We start from the raw sequence: 20,806 nt of genomic DNA, 5'->3' as shown, positions 1-20,806 counted from the left end.
ACGATATAAAATGGAAAAGACAAACAGTCACCTCGATACCGCCTACGACCCGAAAGAGATCGAACAGAAGCTGTACGATCACTGGGAAAACCAGGGTTACTTCAAGCCAAATGGTGATACCAGCCAGGAAAGCTTCTGCATCATGATCCCGCCGCCGAACGTCACCGGTAGCCTGCACATGGGCCACGCCTTCCAGCAGACCATCATGGACACCATGATCCGTTACCAGCGCATGCAGGGCAAAAACACCCTGTGGCAGGCGGGTACCGACCATGCCGGTATCGCCACCCAGATGGTGGTTGAGCGTAAGATCGCCGCAGAAGAAAACAAAACCCGCCATGATTATGGCCGCGATGCGTTCATCGACAAAATCTGGCAGTGGAAGGCAGAATCCGGCGGCACCATCACCCGTCAGATGCGCCGTCTGGGCAACTCCGTGGACTGGGAGCGTGAGCGCTTCACCATGGACGAAGGCCTGTCCAACGCGGTGCGTGAAGTGTTTGTTCGTCTGCACAAAGAAGATCTGATCTACCGTGGCAAGCGCCTGGTGAACTGGGATCCGAAACTGCGCACCGCCATCTCCGATCTGGAAGTGGAAAACCGCGAGTCCAAAGGCTCCATGTGGCACCTGCGCTACCCGCTGGCCGACGGCGCCAAAACCGCCGAAGGCAAAGATTACCTGGTGGTCGCCACCACCCGTCCGGAGACCGTGCTCGGTGATACCGGCGTAGCGGTGAACCCGGAAGATCCACGCTACAAAGACTTGATCGGCAAAGAAATCCTTCTGCCGCTGGTTGGTCGCCGTATCCGCATCGTCGGTGACGAACACGCCGATATGGAAAAAGGCACCGGCTGCGTGAAAATCACCCCGGCGCACGACTTTAACGACTACGAAGTCGGTAAACGTCACGGCCTGACGATGATCAACATCCTGACTTTCGACGGCGATATCCGTCAGGAAGCGGAAGTGTTCAACACCCTCGGCGAAATCTGCACCGATTACTGCAACGAGATCCCGGCCCAGTTCCGTGGCCTGGAGCGTTTCGCCGCGCGTAAAGCGGTAGTTGCCGCCTTTGAAGAGTTGGGCCTGCTGGAAGAAATCAAACCACACGATCTGACGGTGCCTTACGGCGACCGCGGCGGCGTGGTGATCGAACCTATGCTGACCGACCAATGGTACGTGCGTACGGCTCCGCTGGCGAAAGTGGCGGTGGAAGCGGTTGAGCAAGGCGAGATCCAGTTCGTGCCGAAGCAGTACGAAAACATGTACTTCAGCTGGATGCGTGACATTCAGGACTGGTGTATCTCACGTCAGCTGTGGTGGGGTCACCGTATCCCGGCCTGGTACGACGTGAACGGCAAAGTCTATGTTGGCCGCAACGAAGCAGAAGTGCGCAGCGAGAACAACCTGGGCCCTGACGTGGTGCTGAACCAGGACGAAGACGTGCTGGACACCTGGTTCTCTTCCGGCCTGTGGACCTTCTCTACCCTGGGCTGGCCTGAGCAGACCGACGCGCTGAAAACCTTCCACCCGACCAGCGTGATGGTCAGCGGCTTCGATATCATCTTCTTCTGGATTGCGCGCATGATCATGCTGACCATGCACTTTATGAAGGATGAAAACGGCAAGCCACAGGTTCCGTTCAAGACCGTCTACATGACCGGTCTGATCCGCGACGACGAAGGGCAGAAAATGTCCAAGTCGAAAGGTAACGTGATCGACCCGCTGGACATGGTTGACGGCATCTCGCTGGAAGACCTGCTGGAAAAACGCACCGGTAACATGATGCAGCCGCAGCTGGCGGAAAAAATCCGCAAGCGCACCGAGAAGCAGTTCCCGAACGGCATCGAGCCGCACGGCACCGACGCCCTGCGCTTCACCCTGGCGGCACTGGCTTCTACCGGCCGTGACATTAACTGGGACATGAAGCGCCTGGAAGGCTACCGCAACTTCTGTAACAAGCTGTGGAACGCCAGCCGCTTTGTGTTGATGAACGCAGAAGGCCAGGACTGTGGCTTTAACGGCGGCGAGAAAGTGCTGTCGCTGGCGGACCGCTGGATCCTGGCTGAATTTAACCGCACGGTGAAGGCATACCGCGAAGCGCTGGACACTTACCGCTTCGATCTGGCCGCCAACATCCTGTACGAATTCACCTGGAACCAGTTCTGTGACTGGTATCTGGAACTGACCAAGCCGGTGGTGACCAACGGCAGCGAAGCGGAACAGCGCGGCACTCGCCATACGCTGATTACCGTGCTGGAAGCCCTGCTGCGCCTGGCGCACCCGGTGATCCCGTTCATTACCGAAACCATCTGGCAGCGTGTGAAAACCCTGACCGGCGAAACCGCGGCTACTCATCAAAACAGAAGCATCATGCTGCAGCCGTTCCCAGAGTACGACGCCGCGTTGGAAGATACGCAAGCGTTGAACGACCTGGAGTGGATCAAGCAGGCGATCACCGCGGTGCGTAACATTCGCGCCGAGATGAACATCGCCCCGAGCAAACTGCTGGAAGTGCTGCTGCGCAACTGCAATGCCGACGCCCAGCGCCGCGTGCAGGAGAACCAGAGCTTTATTCAGCGTCTGGCACGTCTGGAGTCGATCGCCCTGCTGCCTGCCGGTGACAAAGGTCCGTTATCGGTCACCAAACTGGTGGACGGTGCCGAGCTGCTGATCCCTATGGCCGGCTTTATCGATAAAGACGCCGAGATTGCGCGTCTGTCGAAAGAGATGGGCAAGCTGGATGCGGAAATCGCCTCGATCGAAGGTAAGCTGTCTAACGAAGGTTTTGTGGCGCGTGCGCCAGAAGCCGTGGTCGCCAAAGAGCGCGAACGTCTGACCGCCTGCAAAGAAGGCAAAGTGAAGCTGCAGGAACAGCAGGCGACCATCGCCGCGTTGTAATCTGTCGGTTCACTGTAACAGCTGAAAACAGCGGGGATTTCCCCGCTGTTTTTTTATCGCCGTTGCATCCGGCCCGCTTAAGATGTTATTACAATATATTAATATATGCCGCATGGATGCCGCCGGGGAATCAACCCAGGCGCGTTTTGTGCTGCGATAAAAACGAATGTGGTTCCTTTTAATGGCGAGTGTAAACATGACAACAGCAACCCCAGTACGTCTTCTGGTGCGCCCAATAACGGCTGACGATAATGCCGCTATTGCCAATGTCATTCGCGAAGTCTCCGCCGAGCACGGTTTAACGGCGGACAAAGGCTATACCGTTTCCGACCCCAATCTGGACGTCTTGTATCAGCTCTACAGCCTGCCTCGCAGCGCTTATTGGGTGATAGAAGTCGACGGTCAGATTGCCGGGGGTGGCGGTGTTGCGCCGCTGCAGGGCGGTGAAGTGGATATTTGCGAATTACAGAAAATGTATTTCCTGCCGGTTTTACGCGGCCAGGGCCTGGCAAAACGCCTGGCGCTGCAGGCACTGGAGTTCGCCCGTCAACAGGGTTTCCGCTGTTGTTATTTAGAAACCACCGCCAGTCTGACCCAGGCTATCGGCCTGTATGAGCATTTGGGCTTTGAGCATATCGACCAGGCCATGGGCACCACCGGCCACGTCGACTGCGAAGTCACGATGCTGAAGACGCTGTGATCTTGCTACTGCGCCCGCGGTAATAACGGGCGCAGCATGCAGCGCCCCTACGCCCTCACCCCGCCTTTCACTGCCAACTCAATCCGGCTCAGCACCAGGCTGGTCAGGTAGGATACGGCAATTAACAACAGCAGGATCAGCGGCGTATAGCGCGGCGCAAAGATCAGCTTCTGGGTGAAGTAATAGCAATAGAAACTGTGGGTTAGCCACATATACATCGAATGCTTGCCCAACTCGCCCACTATCCGGTTCACCCTGCTGCCCAAGCCATCTGCCGTATTCATCAGCGCAATAATAAACAGCGGCGTCACCAGCAGCAGCCCAGGATTATGCGCGACGATAAATACCGCCACCGTCACCATCAGCAAGATTAGCGGATGGGTACGACTCAGGATGGCGATCAGTTTCACCAGCCACGAGTTCGGCGGCATTTTCTGGCTACGGCCAAACACCATGCCAAAGCCAAACGGCAGCAACCAGGTGCAATATTCAATCAACACCTCTGGCGCCCAGCCAACATACTGCAGCCCCTTGCCGCACAGCGCCGCCAGAAACAGCAGCCCCAGCAACGGGCCGATATTCAGCCGCGACAGCAGCGGCAAAGAGAGCACATACAACACGTAGAGTTTAAAGAACCACCACTCGCTGTTATAAGTGGATTTTATGCCCATCAGGTTTTCGAGAAACAGCAACGGCGACAGGGAATATCTTTCGCCCGGAAAGAAAATGATGCCAATCGGCACAAAGATAAACAGCACTATCCAGTAGCTGATATATAAGTTCTTCAGCTTGCCCCAGATATATTTAAACGACACTTCTTTTTTTAGCGAGAATCCGTAGCCGGATAAAAACAGGAACATCGACACACAAATCTTGCCGAACAGGCCAACAAACATCTCAATATCGACACTGTTAGCCATATGATAAACCGGGATATCCTGGCTAATGCGGCTTGGGTAAGCAAATAGATGGTGGATTAACATCAGAATGATGGCAATCCCTTTTAAATAATTAGACTTATTAATCGAAATTTCCATATTTCTTAATATCTTATCCGATAATAGATTGGCTCATCATATAGCAGCATTTTTACGCTGACACTCTCTTTCCTGCTCGGATAAGTCTCATAATTAATATTCCTTTAAGAAACAATGCGCCGTTTGTTTATAAAACCGCATTTTCTCTCGCCAGCCTGTGCCCGCAGACAATCAACATACAAACATTAATATGGTTACGTTATTTTTTATTCATATAAATCATGAATATGATAAAAAATACAAATATTTTTTGTGATATTCGTTAATAAATTAATGATTGCAAATTGACCTCTGACCCGCTTGGGATACTCTGCCAGAACAGGCTAATGCCGCAATCGCACAGGGAGCAGTCATGTCGGAAAACGCTTTTGATTACATCATTGTCGGTGCCGGTTCTGCCGGTTGCGTGCTGGCGGCGCAGTTGATCCGCCGCACCCAGGCGCGGGTACTGCTGCTGGAAGCCGGTGGCGACGACAATAATCTGTTCATCAAGATGCCGGCCGGCGTGGCGAAAATCATCGCCAAAAAAAGCTGGCCGTATGAAACCGAGCCGGAGCCGCATGCCAATAACCGCCGCATGCAAATCGCCCAGGGCAAGGTGTTGGGCGGCAGCAGCTCGGTCAACGGCATGATCTATATTCGCGGCCAGCGACAGGATTACGACGAGTGGGCCGAACGCTATGGCTGTGTTGGTTGGGGCTATCAGGACGTGCTGCCCTACTTCAAACGCGCCGAGGCCAACGAGAGCCTGTCGGATAGCTATCATGGTGGCGAGGGGCTGCTGCCGGTCAGCGAGAACCGTTACCGCCACCCGCTCAGCATGGCGTTTATTCGCGCCGGCCAGGAGTTGGATCTCCCCTACCGCAACGATTTCAACGGCGACAGCCAACAGGGCGTCGGCTTCTACCAAACCACTACCCACAACGGCGAGCGCGCCAGCACTGCGCGTACCTATTTGAAAGCCGTGCGTAACGAACAGCGGCTGGTGGTGAAACTCAATGCGCTGGTACACCGGGTGGTACTCGACAACAACGTCGCCACCGGCGTGGTGTATAGCCAAAACGGCGGTGCCGAGGTCACGGCCCATGCCGCGCAGGAAGTGATCCTCAGCGCCGGCGCGGTAGGATCGCCAAAGATCCTGATGCTGTCCGGCATCGGGCCACGCGAACATCTGCAGCAGTTGGGGATCGAACCGCTGGCGGATCTGCCGGTCGGCAAGAACTTTCACGATCACCTGCATATGTCGATCAACGTCAGCACCCGCGAGCCGATCAGTTTGTACGGTGCCGATCGCGGCCTGCAGGCGCTACGCCACGGCACCGAATGGCTGGCGTTTCGCAGCGGCGTGCTGAGTTCCAACGTGCTGGAAGGGGCCGCCTTCACCGACAGCCTGGGCGACGGCCGGCCGGACGTACAAATCCACTTCCTGCCGATGCTCGACAGTTGGGACGACGTACCCGGCGAACCACTGCCCAATATCCACGGCTTCACGCTTAAGGTTGGCTATCTGCAACCCAGGGCGCGCGGTGAAGTGCTGCTGCGCAGTCGCGATCCCAAGGATCCGGTGAAGCTGCACGCCAACTATCTTGGCCACCCGGAAGATTTGGCCGGCAGCGTGCGTGCGGTGAAGTTCGGCCTGCGTTTTCTGCAAACCGCCGCCCTCAAACCGCTGATCAAAGATTTGCTGATGCCGCAGCCGGCATGGCTGAACGATGAGGCACAACTGGAAGAGTTCGTACGCAACTTCTGCAAAACGGTGTATCACCCGGTCGGCAGTTGCCGCATGGGCCAATCCCCGCAGGACTCGGTAACCGATTTACAACTGCGGGTGCACGGATTTGAACGGTTGCGGGTGATCGACTGCTCGGTGATGCCGCAGGTGACCAGCGGTAATACCAATGCGCCGACCATCATGCTGGCGGAAAAAGCGGTGGATTTGCTGCTGGGCACGCCGGAATAAATTCATACGGGTGCCCGGCTATCAGGCGATGGCAGGCACGCCGCTGTGGAAACGGAATTCGCTGTCCGGGGTTTGGATCAGCGCCGCTTCTATGCGGCCAAAATGGGCCACCCGTTCGCTGATATCGCCACCGGCTATCTGTTCGGCCAATGTCAGGTAGTCCTGGTAGTGACGCGCTTCGGAGCGCAGCAACGAAACGTAGAAGCGGTTGAGCTCGTCGTCCAGGTGCGGCGCCAGGCGGGCGAAACGTTCGCAGGAACGCGCTTCGATATAAGCGCCGCAAATCAGTTTATCAATCAGCGTGGCCGGATCGTGGGTGCGGATCTCACGGATCATTCCTTTGGCATAGCGGCTGGCGGTGATTTTCTTATACGGGATCTGCCGCGCCAGCATAATCTCCAGCACCTGCGAGAAATGATGCAGCTCTTCTTTGATCAGCAGCACCATTCTGTCCGCCAGATCCTGACCGTAGGCCGAGCCGTTTTTTGGCAGGATCTTGCGGGTGAAATTGTTCTGCTGGAACAGCGCTTCCGGCACGCCCTGCGCTTCATGCAAAAATGCCTCGTAAGGCCTGAGCAGCGCCAGCAGTGCGTCACCGCTCTCCTTGTCAGCCACGTAACGACGGATCAGCCACATGCCGGTCTGCGCGGCTTTTAGCTCGCAAACCATATGGTCAGTCAGCAACAGCGGCAGGTTTTCCGGGCGGCGCGCAGCATCAATCCAGGCGTCTGGGGTTTCACAGTGCAGGAAGTTTAAAATCGGGGCTAACAGGGATTGGTATTTCATGTGTTCTTATCAGGGGCCAACAAGCGCCGGCCCACAGGAATTAAGCAGAAGTTAATTAATGGCGTTTACCGTCGTCGTCTTCGTCGATGAAGTCACCTTCTTCTTCATCATCGTCACCTTCTTCGCCGTTCGGATCTTCGAAGTAGGTGCCCCAGCCGTCGTAGTTAACGCCGCAACGTGCCGCCAGTGCGACCAGTTGCTCAACCTGAGCGTCGATCACTTCGGCGTTCAGACCCACTTCGCTGATCACGTCACAACACATCACCAGGGTACCGTCTTCCACTTCCAGCTCTTCGGCGTCGGTCACTTCAAAGCCTAACTTGAAGGCTTCGACAGCGGCTTTCTCCAGCACTTCAAACTTTTCAGCAGAGAGATGGTGTTCGATGGTGTAGAGCGCCTCTGGATCGCTGCCGTCTTCCAGCAGTTCTTCGATGATCAGGCGGGTCTCTTCACGTTGTTCGTCTAGCTGTTCGCTGTTTGCCATGCCTATATCCTCAAGTCAAATGGCCTGTATTGCGCCTATTTTCACACACCGTCGGCATTGCTTCCACGATAAACGTGAAAGATTTCCATTCCGGGGTTGAAATTGAATATTCATACATATAAAGTGAATTTAAATTCAATTTAAGCGATAAGGATTTACGGCAATGAGTAGCATAAACCCGTTCTACAAACGTCACTTCCTGAGGTTAATGGATTTCACCCCGGCACAGCTGCATGCGCTGCTGAAACTGTCGGCCGACTTGAAGCAGGCCAAGAAGCAAGGCAAGGAAGTACGCCACCTGCAGGGCAAAAACATCGCGCTCATCTTCGAAAAAGACTCGACCCGTACCCGATGCTCTTTCGAAGTTGCCGCATTCGATCAGGGTGCTCAGGTCACCTATCTCGGCCCGAGCGGCAGCCAGATTGGCCATAAAGAGTCGATGAAAGACACCGCCCGCGTGCTGGGCCGGATGTATGACGGTATTCAGTACCGCGGTTACGGCCAGCATCTGGTGGAAACCCTGGCCCAGCATGCCGGCGTGCCGGTATGGAACGGGCTGACCAATGAGTTCCACCCCACCCAATTGCTGGCAGACCTGCTCACGGTACAGGAACAGCTGCCGGGCAAGCCGCTGAGCGAGGTGAAGTTCGCCTACCTCGGCGATACCCGCAACAATATGGGCAACACCCTGTTGGAAGCCGCCGCGTTGGCGGGAATGGATCTGCGTCTGGTGGCGCCGAAGGCCTGCTGGCCACAGCCGGAGCTGGTGGCAGAGTGCCAGGCATTAGCCAAACAGACCGGGGCCAAAATCACCCTGACCGAAGATATTGCCGAAGGGGTGAAGGACGCGGACTTCCTGTATACCGACGTCTGGGTGTCGATGGGTGAACCCAAAGAAACCTGGCACGAGCGTATTGGGCTGTTGAAACCCTATCAGGTCAATATGGCGATGGTGAAACTGACCGGCAACCCGAACGTTAAATTCCTGCACTGTCTGCCGGCGTTTCACGACGACCAAACCACCCTCGGCAAGCAGATGGCAGAGCAATACGGACTGCATGGCGGCATGGAAGTGACCGATGAAGTGTTCGAGTCCGCGCACAGCGTGGTGTTCGATCAGGCGGAAAACCGTCTGCACACCATCAAGGCGGTGATGGTCGCCACCCTGAGCGAAACGCTTTAACCCCACCAGCCAGGCATGTCGGGCGGGCTCTTGACCCGCCCCATCCCCTTGCCGATTAATTATTCCGTCCTCTTTCGCCGTTCAGTGGATTTTTATGCAAACTGCGCGCATAACCCCATCCTGACCGGGATAAACCCCGGTGCTAATAATCTGTTTACTCAGCATAAAAAAAAGATAAACCGACCCTATCACAAAAATAAAAATCGCCACTCTGCTGCCAACAGGAATAAAAATTCAAAAAAACATGGATTCATAAGAATATAAATTGCCAATTAGTGAATAAGTACGCCAGCCATCCACACAAAGAAAATAAAAACAATAAGTTAAGATAAAACTGATCAAACCAAGGCCCGCCCCTCCTTTTTATTATTGGATAATTAACGCGAGGCGCGAGTATTAATTCATTCTGAATAATAGATTTAAAAACAAAACAATGACATCAATCAATTAATAGCATGTTTCATTTCCCGCCTATTTATCACGTGATCTCCATCACAAAAAACCAGCAAGCAAAGTTTATTATTCTCCGCAACGCAACGGTACCCATCCTTATGAAAGGAAATAATCCCTTTATTTCTTTTCGTTCGATGTTACTCAAATCTGAAAATAGGGAATGAAATGAATAAGAACTATGTAGGGTCTGAAATAGGCCAACTGCGCAGCGTTATGCTTCACCGTCCTAATTTAAGTTTGAAAAGATTAACACCTTCTAATTGTCATGAACTCTTATTTGATGACGTATTATCTGTCGAACGAGCTGGCGCCGACCACGATATATTCTCCAAAACGCTAAGAGACCAGAATGTCGAAGTATTACTGCTTACCGATCTACTGAAAGAGACCATGAGCATTCCCGCTGCCAAGCAATGGCTGTTGTCGACACAGGTCTCTGACTTCCGGCTTGGGCCGTCACTGGCGGCCGATATTCGTGGCTGGTTGGGCGACTTGTCCGATCTGCAACTTGCCCGCCATATGACCGGAGGCCTGACCTATGCCGAGATCCCTGCCAGCTTCAGTAATATGGTGGTCGATACCCATCAGGGCAACGATTTTATTATGAATCCACTGCCTAACCATTTATTTACCCGCGATACCTCATGCTGGATATATAACGGCGTATCGATTAATCCAATGGCGAAACCGGCACGGCAGCGTGAGACCAATAATCTGCGTGCCATTTATAAATGGCATCCTTATTTTTCAAAAGGCAACTTCACGACTTATTTTGGCGATGAGGAACGTAATTATGATCACGCCACGCTGGAAGGTGGCGACGTCCTGGTTATTGGCCGCGGCGCGGTATTAATCGGTATGTCAGAGCGCACTACGCCACAGGGGGTGGAATTCCTGGCACAGGCACTCTTCCAGTCCCATCAGGCAGAGCGGGTCATCGCCCTGGAATTACCCAAGCACCGTTCCTGTATGCACCTGGATACCGTCATGACTCACATCAACCTGGATACCTTCTCGGTCTATCCGGAAGTGGTGCGCAAAGAGTCACAGTGCTGGACGCTGACCCCTGACGGGAAAGGCGGCCTGCATCGCCAACAGGAAAAACACTTCCTGACCGCGATTGAACGCGCCCTGGGGATTACCCAGGTGCAGCTCATCACCACCGGTGGCGACAGCTTCGAAGCTGAGCGCGAACAATGGAACGATGCCAATAACGTCCTCACTATCCGCCCTGGCGTGGTGGTCGGTTACGAACGTAACACCTGGACCAACGAAAAATACGACAAGGCCGGCATCACCGTACTGCCGATCCCCGGCGATGAACTGGGCCGTGGCCGCGGCGGCGCCCGCTGCATGAGCTGCCCGCTGGAACGCGACGCTATCTAACCCCCCAACGGAATAATAAACATCATGACTAAACCTACTGTGGTGATTGCCCTGGGTGGGAACGCCCTGCTGCGCCGTGGAGAACCGCTTGAGGCGGATATCCAGCGCCGCAACGTCTTGCTCGCCAGCCGCCAAATCGCTGCGCTGACCAAGGACTGGAACGTGGTACTGGTGCACGGCAACGGCCCGCAAGTCGGATTATTGGCGCTGCAAAACAGCGCCTACCCGCAGGTCGCGCCTTATCCGCTGGACGTATTGGGGGCAGAAAGCCAGGGCATGATCGGTTATCTGCTGATTCAAGAGTTGAAAAACTGTCTGCCGGAGCAACAAGTCAGTGCGCTGCTCACCCAGGTGGAGGTTGACCCTGACGACGGCGCCTTCAGCAACCCCAGCAAATATATCGGGCCGGTCTACGACCAGGAAACCGCGCTGGCGCTAAGCCTGGATAAAGGTTGGGCAATCAAACCGGACGGCAAGTATTTCCGCCGCGTGGTGCCTTCACCCAAGCCGCTCAACATCATTGAAACCGCCGCGATTAACGCACTGATTGCCCAGGGCCATCTGGTTGTCTGTGCCGGTGGTGGCGGCATTCCGGTGCTGCGGCAGGAAGGCAGATTGCAGGGGATCGAGGCGGTGATCGACAAAGATCTGTCCGCCGCTTTCCTGGCGGAACAAATCAATGCCGACGCTCTTTTGATCCTGACCGATGCCGATGCCGTGTATCTCGACTGGGGTACCCGACAGCAGCGAGCGCTGAGCAAGGTGACGCCGGAGGATCTGGCCGACATCACCTTCGACGCCGGATCCATGGGGCCGAAAGTCTCGGCTGCCAGCCATTTTGTGCGCTCTCGCCACGGCATTGCCGGCATTGGCGCACTGCAAGATGCCACCCGCATTCTGACCGGCGAGCAGGGCACATTAATTTCTCCAACGCATTGAATAGAGAGGGGCAACCTTATGAGCATCAACTTACGTCATCGCCATTTTCTGAAACTGCTGGATTTCAGCACCGACGAAATCCAGCACCTGATCGATTTGGCCTTCGCGCTTAAAAAAGCCAAATACGCAAAAGCAGAGAAACAACGCCTGTGCGGTAAAAACATCGCGCTGATTTTTGAGAAAACCTCTACCCGCACCCGCTGCTCGTTTGAAGTGGCCGCGTTCGACCAGGGCGCCCGGGTCACTTACCTCGGCCCCACCGGCTCCCAGATCGGCATTAAGGAATCGATGAAAGATACCGCCAGGGTGCTGGGCCGGATGTATGACGGTATTGAATACCGCGGCTTCGGCCAGGCGATTGTCGAAGAACTGGCGGAATTTGCCGGGGTGCCGGTATGGAACGGTTTGACCGACGAATTCCACCCGACGCAAATTCTGGCGGATTTGATGACCATGCTGGAGCATCTGCCGGGGAAAAAACTCAATCAAATCTCCTTCGCCTACCTTGGGGATGCGCGCAATAACATGGGTAATTCGTTGATGGTCGGCGCAGCAAAAATGGGGATGGATATCCGTCTGGTCGCACCAAAGGCCTTTTGGCCTGATGAAGCGCTGGTCGCACAGTGTAGCGATATCGCCCGCAATACCGGCGCGCGTATCACCCTGACCGACAAGGTTGAGCAAGGTGTGAAAGATGTCGACTTCCTCTATACCGACGTTTGGGTCTCTATGGGGGAACCCAAGGAAGCCTGGGCTGAGCGCGTCAAGCTGATGCAGCCCTATCAGATCAATGCTGCGGTGTTGAAAGCCACCGGCAACCCACAGGTCAAATTTATGCACTGCCTGCCCGCCTTCCATAACGAGCAAACCAAAGTGGGTAAAGAGATTGAGCTTGCCTACGGTCTTAAAGGGCTGGAAGTCACCGAAGAGGTGTTCGAATCCTCCCACTCCATCGTGTTCGATGAAGCGGAAAACCGCATGCACACCATCAAGGCCGTAATGGTCGCCACCCTCGGCGACTGATCGGCAGGCGGCGGTGCCAGTCACTGCCGCGTTCCCCTCTCTGCATCATTATTTACTTTCTTGCTGCCCTGTGTAGCTGGAGGAACCCTTATGTCTGAAAAAAAACTGGGACTGATGGCGCTTATTGCGCTGGTGATAGGTTCCATGGTGGGTGGCGGCGTGTTCAGCCTGCCGCAAAACTTCGCTTCTGTGGCCTCACCCGGTGCACTGTTGATCGGCTGGCTGATTACCGCCGTCGGGATGATTTGCCTGGCACTGATTTATCAGAATCTCAGCGCCCGCTGTCCAAAGTTGGAAGGGGGGATTTACAGCTATGCCCGCGCCGGGTTCGGTGACTTTATCGGTTTCCAGTCGGCCTGGGGTTACTGGTTCGCCGCCTGGCTGGGCAACGTTTCTTATTCGGTACTGCTGTTCAGCGCCCTCAGCTTCTTCTTCCCGGTGTTCGGCCTGGGTAATAACTGGCAGTCAATCCTCGGGGCCTCCATTGTGCTGTGGCTGGTACATGCGCTGGTGTTACGCGGCGTGCAAGAGACCGCGATGATCAATACCGTGCTGACGGTAGTCAAGGTACTGGTATTGCTGGTATTTATCGCCGCAGTGGTGATCGCCTTCCGCATCGGCATTTTCACTGCAGACTTCTGGGGCCGCATGATGCTGGTCAATGGTAGTCATCCCGCGCTGTTTGAACAGGTAAAAGGCACCATGCTGATTACCACCTGGGTGTTTGTCGGCATCGAGGGGGCTACCGTGGTCTCCTCGCGGGCAGCCAAACGCGCCGATATCGGCAAGGCCACCGTGATTGGGTTGCTGGGTTGTCTGGTGATTTATGTTCTGGTCAGCGTGCTGTCGATGGGGGTGTTGGATCAAGCCACGCTGAACGGATTAAAAAATCCGTCGACCGCTGGGGTGCTGGAATCCGTGATCGGCATCTGGGGGGCACGCCTGGTCGCCGCTGGGGTCATTTTGTCGGTAGCCGGCGCGCTGTTAGCCTGGACACTGTTCGCCTCGGAGCTGCCGTTTGTCGCGGCCAAAGACGGCATGTTCCCCAAAATATTCACCAAAACCAATGCCAATGGCTCACCGTCAACCTCGTTGTGGATCACCAATGGTTTGATTCAACTGTTCCTGCTGTTGACGTTGTTCTGTAGCGCCGGTTACCAGGCACTGTTCTCTATCGCCACCGCCGCCATCCTGCCTCCCTACCTGTTCAGCGCCGCCTATGGTCTGAAACTGGCGATCACCGGCGAAAACTACCGGGTTGGGGAGTCGCGCACCCGCGATCTGGCCCTCGGATTGATTGGTACCCTCTACGGTTTTTGGCTGTGTTATGCGGCTGGCAGCCAGATGCTGCTGAGTTCGCTGCTGTTCGTTCCCGGTGTGCTGGTCTTCCTGTGGCACCAGAAAACCCAGCGTGCAGAGCGGCTTTGGAAAGGCTATGAAGCACTAATTGCCACCTTTTTGGTCATTATCGCCTGCATTACCGTTTATATGATTGCGACTGGTCATATCACCCTCGGTTAACAATACTTTATTACATTGATTTATATAGAGTTATCGCTCATTTTCAAACCAAGGCAGTATTAAAATGACGAATAAGATAGAAACCTCATGGGGCAAGGAGCAACGCAAACTGGCACTGTGCCGCAAACTGGTCGTCAGCCAACGTTATTCATCGCAGGAGGAGATCCGTCATCAAATGATGCGTAGCGGCTATAAGGGCATTAGCCAGTCGACCGTATCTCGCCTGTTGAAAATGCTGGGGGTAATGAAGGTGCAGAATGCCAAGGGGAAAAAAGTCTATTCCCTCAATGCGCTGCACCACCCGGCGCCCGATATCAACGAGCCGCTGTCAGCGATGCTGATCGACGTCGAGCATAACGACAAGTTTGTGCTGATCCACATGAATTCCGGTTACGCGAAAGCCATGGCGAGGATTATCGATCTTTGCGCCTGGCCCACCGTATTGGGCGTGATCGCCAGCAGCAATGTGGTGTGGATAGCGCCGCGCGATACGCGAGATGTCGCTCAGCTGCATCAGCGGCTGCTGAACCTGCTGGAAAGCAATGCCGGTCTTTGATGCCCAACCAGCCCTGTATTGCACAGGGCTTTGATAAAAAAGTTGTCTTTAAACTCGAGATACCCGGGCCTAGCGCACCGAGGGGCACTCCGGCAGCTAAAGCTGCTACGACCCCTTCGGCACGCTCTCCCTAATAACGGACTTTGTCAGACGTCTGGAGCCTTGTACTGAACAGGGCTTTATTTACCATTGAAAATGGCGCTCCGCGCTCTGGCCTCTTATAGTTTTTTTGTCTATCAAATAGCCGATTAACCTTTGTCAGCCACCGACAAAGGTTCTACCGTGCATGCTGACGGCGAAACGCCGCGAAAACTAACGATAACAATGACTTCTCGGCACCGGAGCCCGCGGTGCATTCAGGGGAAATATCAATGAAAGCCAAAGTCCTGCCGCTGTTAATGCTTGCCGCGTTGTCCACCGCCACATTGGCCGCCACTCCACCCAACACGCTGGTGGTGGTGCAATCGCTGGATGACATCGTCAGCCTCGATCCGGCGGAAGCCAACGAACTGTCCAGCATCCAGACCGTGCCAAGCCTGTATCAGCGGCTGGTGCAGGCGGATCGCGACGATCCGGCGAAGGTGGTGCCGGTGCTGGCGGAAAGCTGGCAGGGCGACGCCGCCGCCAAAACCCTGACGGTCAAACTGCGCCCACAGGCGCTATTTGCCTCCGGTAACCCGTTGACCGCCGATGATGTGATCTTTTCCTACAGCCGCGCGGTGAAGATGAACAAGTCACCGGCATTTATCCTCAACGTCCTCGGCTGGCAGCCGGATAACATCGACGCACAGCTGAAGAAAATCGACGACCATAGCCTGCAACTGAGCTGGACGGCAGACGTCAGCCCGGCAGTGGCGCTGAATATTCTTTCCACCCCGATCGCCTCGATCGTCGACGGTAAAACGGTGCAGGCCAACATCAAAGACGGTGACTACGGCAACGCCTGGCTGAAAATGCACTCCGCCGGTAGCGGGCCGTTCAAAATGCGCGTCTACCAACCGCATCAGGCGATTGTGCTGGATGCCAACCCGACGTCGCCGGGTAGCAAGCCGCTGCTGAAAAGCATCATCATTAAAAGCGTGCCGGACTCCGCCACCCGCCGCCTGCTGATCCAGCAGGGCGACGCCGACGTGGCGCGCGAGCTTGGCCCGGACCAGACCGTGGCGCTGAAAAATCAGCCGGGTGTGAAGGTGCTGGAAATCCCTTCCGCCGAGCAAAACTATCTGGTGTTCAACACCGGCAATACCGCCAACCCGCTGCTGAAGAACCCGGCCTTCTGGCAGGCGGCGCGTTATCTGATCGACTACCAGGGCATCACCAAAGATCTGCTGAAGGACCAGTATTTTGTGCACCAGAGTTTCCTGCCGGTCGGCTTGCCGGGCGCGCTGAAAGACAATCCGTTCAGCTTCGATCCGGCCAAGGCCAAGGCGATCCTGGCCAAGGCCGGCATCACCAACGCGGCGCTGACGCTGGACGTGGAGAACAAACCGCCGTTTATCACCATCGCCCAGGCGTTGCAGGCCAGCTTTGCCGAGGGTGGTGTGAAGCTGGAACTGTTGCCGGCGGCCGGTAGTCAGGTCTATTCACGGGTGCGCGCCCGTCAGCATCAGGCAGCAATCCGTCTGTGGATCCCGGACTACTTCGACGCTCACTCCAACGCCAGCGCCTTCGCCTATAACGACGGCAAGACCAGCACGGTAGCGGGCCTCAACGGCTGGCAGATCCCGCAGCTAAGCCAACAAACATTGGCGGCGGTGGCCGAGGCCGATCCGGCCAAGCGCACCGCACTCTATACCGCCATGCAGCAGGAACTGCAGCGTAGCTCGCCGTATGTGTTTATCGATCAGGCAAAAACCGAAGTGGTGCTGCGCGATAACGTCAAAGGCTACCAGCAGGGTCTGAATGCCGACATGGTCTACTACGATCGCGTCAGCAAATAAGGGGCTACAAAAGGAGCATCTTTAAGCGGTGGGATATGACGAGGCGGCCAGCGCCGCCTCTTCTATAACGGTTCAATTTTCTTGAACACGGCAATATAAACCCTTTACTTAAAAACAATGCGATGAATCAGCTTGTTTTTATCCAGATGAGTTATGGCATGAATATAATCAAGACGGATACTCACTCGATCGCCGCCGTCATCCAAAATAAGAAATTCACCGTCGCCAGGCTGAGTCAGGGTGGTGATGGGCTTAGCGGTTATTACCTTCCCGTCATCTAACTCAATCTGTAATACCCAGGAATATAAGCAGGCTATTTCCAAATGGTCATGGAGATCGCAATTAATGGGTTGATATGCATTCATAATACAGCCTATTTCAGCCAGTCAAGTCGATGATAAAATACCCCTGTCGTTTGACCACGGATACCACCTCCGGCGGAGCGAGCTCAGTGTGACAATACGCACACATGTTTTGTTTAATATCTGCCGCCTGAATTCCCTGAGCCTCCAGCCAGTTATTGGCATATTTAAGTGCCAATTGTTGATCTTTGCTTTCGATCAGTACATCAAAATGCAGAAAGCGCCCGGTTCTGGTTTCTACATAGGTATCAAATACGTTAATTTCCATTATTTTTTATCCTTCCATATAGCGGGTAATGAAAGATCGCCAGAGGCAATATGAGTGAGTCGAAAAAAGTCTGTGTTTTATTAAATCTCACTTTTATACCCCACCAATTAGTATCGACTCGATACCAACAATCTTTAACAAAGTTCGTCCCTTTGTCAACAAAGTTTTGAATCGATACTATATGTTCAGATAAAAACAATCCCGCAAGATGCGGACAGCCGTAGCCTGGAAAGCGAAGGGATTTTTTGCAAGACGTTGTAATTTTTGGCCATTGAGGTGGGCCAGGCCCCTCCGTAGGCCCGGCTCTTTTTGCAGCGCAGCAAGCAATGAAACCATCAAGTCATGATCGTTCCATCATCCACTAGCGGGCAGTGCGTGCGGCGTTATAGCAGGTAATATCCACTTCAACTTTGCAATCCACCACTAAATCGGCAACCGCGCAAATACGCGCCGGTGGATGAGCAGCAAAAAACTCGCGGAAGACTTTATTGAATGACTGGAAATAACGCGCATCGGTCAGAATGACCTTAACATGCACCACGTCCTCCAGGCCGTATCCCGCTTCCTGCATAATATCCAGGCAGTTTTGGATCGCCAGGCGCGATTGCTCGATAATGCCGCCCTCCACCACTTCGCCGTCTTTCATCGGTGTCTGACCGGAGATATACAGCCAGCCACCGGCTTCTACCGCTCTGGAAAAGGGCAGATGCTGCCCGCCGGTGCCGGTTCCGCCATCAATTCCGTATCTTTTAATCGTCATGCCTTGCTCCTGTCGATTTATTTGCCCTGGCGGCACAAAAACCGCCCGGCGCGCAGGCCGGTAACGGCCTGATGTTCGTAACTCAGTACGCCGTTCACCCACACCGCGTCAATCCCGGCGGCGGGTTGTTGGGGCTGGCTGAACGTCGCGCTGTCTTTCACTTTCAACGCATCGAACAACACCAGATCGGCGTAGTAACCTGTCTTAATCAGCCCACGCTGCGGCAGTTGATAGCGCGCCGCGGACATGCCACTCATTTTGTGTACCGCCACGGTCAGGGGAAATAGCCCTTCGTCACGGCTGTAATGCCCCAGTACGCGCGGGAAAGCTCCCCACAGGCGCGGATGCGGCATCGGATCGTTCGGCAGGCCATCCGACCCCACCATGGTCAGCGGATAACTCAACACCCGGCGGACATCCTGCTCGTCCATGTTGTAGTAAATCGCCCCTGCCGGCATCAGCCGCTTACCAGCCTCATGCAGGCTCATCGACCAGCTTCCGGCGATGTCGCGCAAAGACTGCCCCGCCATCTCCGGGTGCGTTTCGGACCAGGTGATGACGATGTCGAAATCATCGGTGATCTGTTTTAAATCCAGCGTCGAAGAACTGGCGGAATAAGGGTAGCAGTCGCAGGACACATCCTGTGTCTGGCGCACCTTGTCGAACAGTTTTAAGGTTTCCTGGGTGCGGCCCCAGTTTTTGGCCCCGGCACATTTATGATGCGAAATCACCACCGGCACCCGGCCGTGGCGGCCAATGCGGAAGGCCTCGTCCATCGCCTCAAGGATAGGTTCAAACTCCGAGCGCAGGTGAGTGGTGTAAATACCCTGCTCATCCGCCAGCTCTTCCGCCAGGGCCATCACCTCTTCGGTAGGGGCCGAAAACGCCGAGGCATAGGCCAGACCGGTACTCAACCCCAACGCGCCCTGTTGCAATGCGCTGCGCAACTGCTCGCGCATGGCAACAATTTCTTCGCTATTGGCCGGGCGGAACAGATCATCCATCTGATTGCTGCGCAAGGTGGTATGCCCGATCAGCGTCGCCACATTCACCGCGGGCATCACGGTTTCCACCTGCTGACGGTAGGCGGCAATCGTCGGGTAAACGAAATGCTCTTTTTCTCCCAGCAGGTTCATCGGGTCCGGCACCTGGGTTCTGATCGTCGCACCGGCCGCGCTGATACCACAGTTACCGACAATCACCGTGGTCACGCCCTGTGAAATCTTCGGCAGCATTTCAGGCATGCGGATCACGTTGGTATCATCATGGGTATGCACGTCGATAAATCCTGGCGACAATACCCGTTCGTGCCCCTCAATCACCACCTCGGCGTCGGCCTCGATGGCAGCCGCAATCGCCGCAATGCGATCGTCTTTGACCGCCACATCCGCCCGGTATTGTGGCCCACCGCTGCCGTCGATCACCGTGACATTTTTAAACAGATACTGATACCGCATGAATCATTATCCTTCCGTTATTGTCTGTGGGATCCGGCTCAGTCACCTAATGGCTGCCGATCGGCCCCTCCGCGATGGCTGTCCAGCGCCAGCTTGATGCGGCGTAGCCGATCTCTGGACTGGCGTTTATTCGCCATGGCCAGCGCCGTCGCCAGCACGTCCACCATCGCCAGCATGGCGTAGCGCGAGCTGCTGGGTTTGTAGATGTAATCATTTTCCTGCACCACCAACGCCAACAGCACGTCAGCCTGCGCCGCCAGTGGCGTTCCGGCAGGAGCAATCACCACCACTTTGGCCCCGTACTGGCGGGCAATGGCGGCACTTTCCACCACTTCCTGCGTGTAGCCGCCCAGTGACAGCGCCACCACCACATCCTGCCGGCTCACCACCGCCGCCATCATGCGCACCAGCAAGCCATCACTTTGTGCCGTCACCGGCAACCCCAGACGAAACAGCCGATGCTGGATCTCTGCTGCGCAGAGGGTCGAGCCGCCGCCCATCCCCATCGCCACAATTTGTCGTGCACCACTGAGTAACTCCACCGCCTTGGCCAGCGCTGCGTCATCGAGGCTCCGCCGATTAATATTCAGGACATTGATAATGCTTTCATAAATCCCCTGAATTCCTTCGAGGTCCGGCTCTTCGTGAATGAAGCGTTGCCCCACCGCCAGCGACTGCGCCAATTTGACCTTAAGGTCACGCACGTCCCGGCAGCCCAGCGCTTTGGCGAAACGAGTGATCGAAGCCTGGCTAACGTTAGCCTGCCGGGCCAATTCGGCAATCGGCAGGGCAGTCACCGCCTCCGCATCATCCAGAATGAATTGTGCGATGCGTTTTTCGGCGCTGCTCAGCTCGATAAAACGCTCCGTAATGCGCGAGATAATGTCGATTTCAACACCCATCGCCTGACCTCATAGTGGTTAAATTTTGTCATTTACAATGCAAGAAAACAGTGGAAGACTACACAAAAAACAGTTCTAAAAATGATACTTTGTACCCAACTCAAGATAATAAATATTTAAAAATCATTTAAATCAATAATTTTAGTCACGATACTCATTTTAAAAAAAGATAGAGCACCTAAAGGAT

The 20,806-nt window shown here is 54.9% G+C and carries 18 protein-coding genes; 10 read left to right on the top strand and 8 right to left on the bottom strand.

The genetic code is table 11. The features are described 5' to 3' along the window. Positions 1-10 precede the first annotated feature (10 nt). Both SERS4_RS0103075 and SERS4_RS0103070 read left to right on the top strand, forming a co-directional pair. The gene (locus SERS4_RS0103075; protein ID WP_017891439.1) at positions 11-2,902 is read left to right on the top strand and encodes a valine--tRNA ligase; all 2,892 of its coding nucleotides are present in this window, start codon (positions 11-13) and stop codon (positions 2,900-2,902) included. Between the two features lie 196 nt (positions 2,903-3,098). Continuing rightward, positions 3,099-3,602, top strand: a complete 504-nt coding sequence (locus SERS4_RS0103070) for a GNAT family N-acetyltransferase (protein WP_026142174.1) — start codon at positions 3,099-3,101, stop codon at positions 3,600-3,602. Positions 3,603-3,649: 47 nt separating this feature from the next. On the opposite strand, the gene SERS4_RS0103065 is transcribed toward SERS4_RS0103070, so the two are convergent. Beyond that, the gene (locus SERS4_RS0103065) at positions 3,650-4,639 is read right to left on the bottom strand and encodes an acyltransferase (protein ID WP_017891437.1); all 990 of its coding nucleotides are present in this window, start codon (positions 4,637-4,639) and stop codon (positions 3,650-3,652) included. 352 nt (positions 4,640-4,991) lie between these two features. Between SERS4_RS0103065 and SERS4_RS0103060 the strand changes: the two genes are divergently transcribed. Further along, entirely contained in the window at positions 4,992-6,599 is a 1,608-nt protein-coding gene (locus tag SERS4_RS0103060; protein ID WP_017891436.1) for a GMC family oxidoreductase, read from the top strand. Between the two features lie 21 nt (positions 6,600-6,620). Here the strand turns inward: SERS4_RS0103060 and miaE are convergent, their stop codons facing one another. Next, positions 6,621-7,385, bottom strand: coding sequence for a tRNA isopentenyl-2-thiomethyl-A-37 hydroxylase MiaE (miaE, locus tag SERS4_RS0103055; protein ID WP_012005012.1), 765 nt, complete (start codon positions 7,383-7,385; stop codon positions 6,621-6,623). A gap of 55 nt (positions 7,386-7,440) precedes the next feature. Next, complete coding sequence (gene rraB / locus SERS4_RS0103050; RefSeq protein WP_012005011.1) at positions 7,441-7,869, bottom strand: ribonuclease E inhibitor RraB; 429 nt, start codon at positions 7,867-7,869, stop codon at positions 7,441-7,443. A 163-nt stretch (positions 7,870-8,032) separates the two neighbouring features. On the opposite strand from rraB, the gene argF (SERS4_RS0103045) reads away from it, so the two are divergent. From argF (SERS4_RS0103045) to SERS4_RS0103015, 7 genes are all read left to right on the top strand, one after another. Beyond that, complete coding sequence (argF, locus tag SERS4_RS0103045) at positions 8,033-9,052, top strand: ornithine carbamoyltransferase (protein ID WP_012005010.1); 1,020 nt, start codon at positions 8,033-8,035, stop codon at positions 9,050-9,052. Positions 9,053-9,670: 618 nt separating this feature from the next. Further along, positions 9,671-10,891 carry an arginine deiminase gene (gene arcA, locus SERS4_RS0103040; RefSeq protein WP_026142173.1) on the top strand — a complete coding sequence of 407 codons (1,221 nt, stop codon included), beginning with the start codon at positions 9,671-9,673 and terminating at the stop codon, positions 10,889-10,891. A gap of 21 nt (positions 10,892-10,912) precedes the next feature. Next, positions 10,913-11,830 (top strand): carbamate kinase, encoded by a 918-nt coding sequence (gene arcC / locus SERS4_RS0103035; RefSeq protein ID WP_156816635.1) that lies wholly within the window; start codon positions 10,913-10,915, stop codon positions 11,828-11,830. 18 nt (positions 11,831-11,848) lie between these two features. Then, positions 11,849-12,853, top strand: coding sequence for an ornithine carbamoyltransferase (argF, locus tag SERS4_RS0103030; protein WP_017891433.1), 1,005 nt, complete (start codon positions 11,849-11,851; stop codon positions 12,851-12,853). A 90-nt stretch (positions 12,854-12,943) separates the two neighbouring features. After that, a complete protein-coding gene (locus SERS4_RS0103025; RefSeq protein ID WP_017891432.1) occupies positions 12,944-14,374 on the top strand; it encodes a basic amino acid/polyamine antiporter in 1,431 nt (476 codons plus the stop codon). 64 nt (positions 14,375-14,438) lie between these two features. Next, the gene (locus SERS4_RS0103020; protein ID WP_017891431.1) at positions 14,439-14,930 is read left to right on the top strand and encodes an arginine repressor; all 492 of its coding nucleotides are present in this window, start codon (positions 14,439-14,441) and stop codon (positions 14,928-14,930) included. Between the two features lie 371 nt (positions 14,931-15,301). After that, on the top strand, positions 15,302-16,870 hold the full coding sequence (locus SERS4_RS0103015) for an ABC transporter substrate-binding protein (protein WP_017891430.1): 1,569 nt from the start codon (positions 15,302-15,304) through the stop codon (positions 16,868-16,870). A gap of 104 nt (positions 16,871-16,974) precedes the next feature. Here SERS4_RS0103015 and SERS4_RS0103010 read toward each other — a convergent pair whose 3' ends face one another. The 5 genes from SERS4_RS0103010 to SERS4_RS0102985 form a co-directional block, all read right to left on the bottom strand. Then, entirely contained in the window at positions 16,975-17,235 is a 261-nt protein-coding gene (locus tag SERS4_RS0103010; RefSeq protein WP_017891429.1) for a Rho-binding antiterminator, read from the bottom strand. 13 nt (positions 17,236-17,248) lie between these two features. After that, positions 17,249-17,500, bottom strand: coding sequence for a DUF2024 family protein (locus SERS4_RS0103005; RefSeq protein ID WP_017891428.1), 252 nt, complete (start codon positions 17,498-17,500; stop codon positions 17,249-17,251). A gap of 361 nt (positions 17,501-17,861) precedes the next feature. Further along, a complete protein-coding gene (locus tag SERS4_RS0102995) occupies positions 17,862-18,260 on the bottom strand; it encodes a RidA family protein (RefSeq protein WP_017891426.1) in 399 nt (132 codons plus the stop codon). Between the two features lie 17 nt (positions 18,261-18,277). Next, positions 18,278-19,717, bottom strand: coding sequence for an amidohydrolase family protein (locus SERS4_RS0102990; RefSeq protein ID WP_017891425.1), 1,440 nt, complete (start codon positions 19,715-19,717; stop codon positions 18,278-18,280). Positions 19,718-19,755: 38 nt separating this feature from the next. Continuing rightward, positions 19,756-20,619: a MurR/RpiR family transcriptional regulator gene (locus tag SERS4_RS0102985; protein WP_017891424.1), complete on the bottom strand. Its 864-nt coding sequence runs from the start codon at positions 20,617-20,619 to the stop codon at positions 19,756-19,758. Between the last annotated feature and the right edge of the window lie 187 nt (positions 20,620-20,806).

Source organism: Serratia sp. S4 (assembly GCF_000347995.1).
GTDB lineage: Bacteria > Pseudomonadota > Gammaproteobacteria > Enterobacterales > Enterobacteriaceae > Serratia > Serratia quinivorans.
The sequence above is the reverse complement of the archived record's forward strand: the minus strand, read 5'-3'. Positions and strand labels throughout refer to the sequence as shown.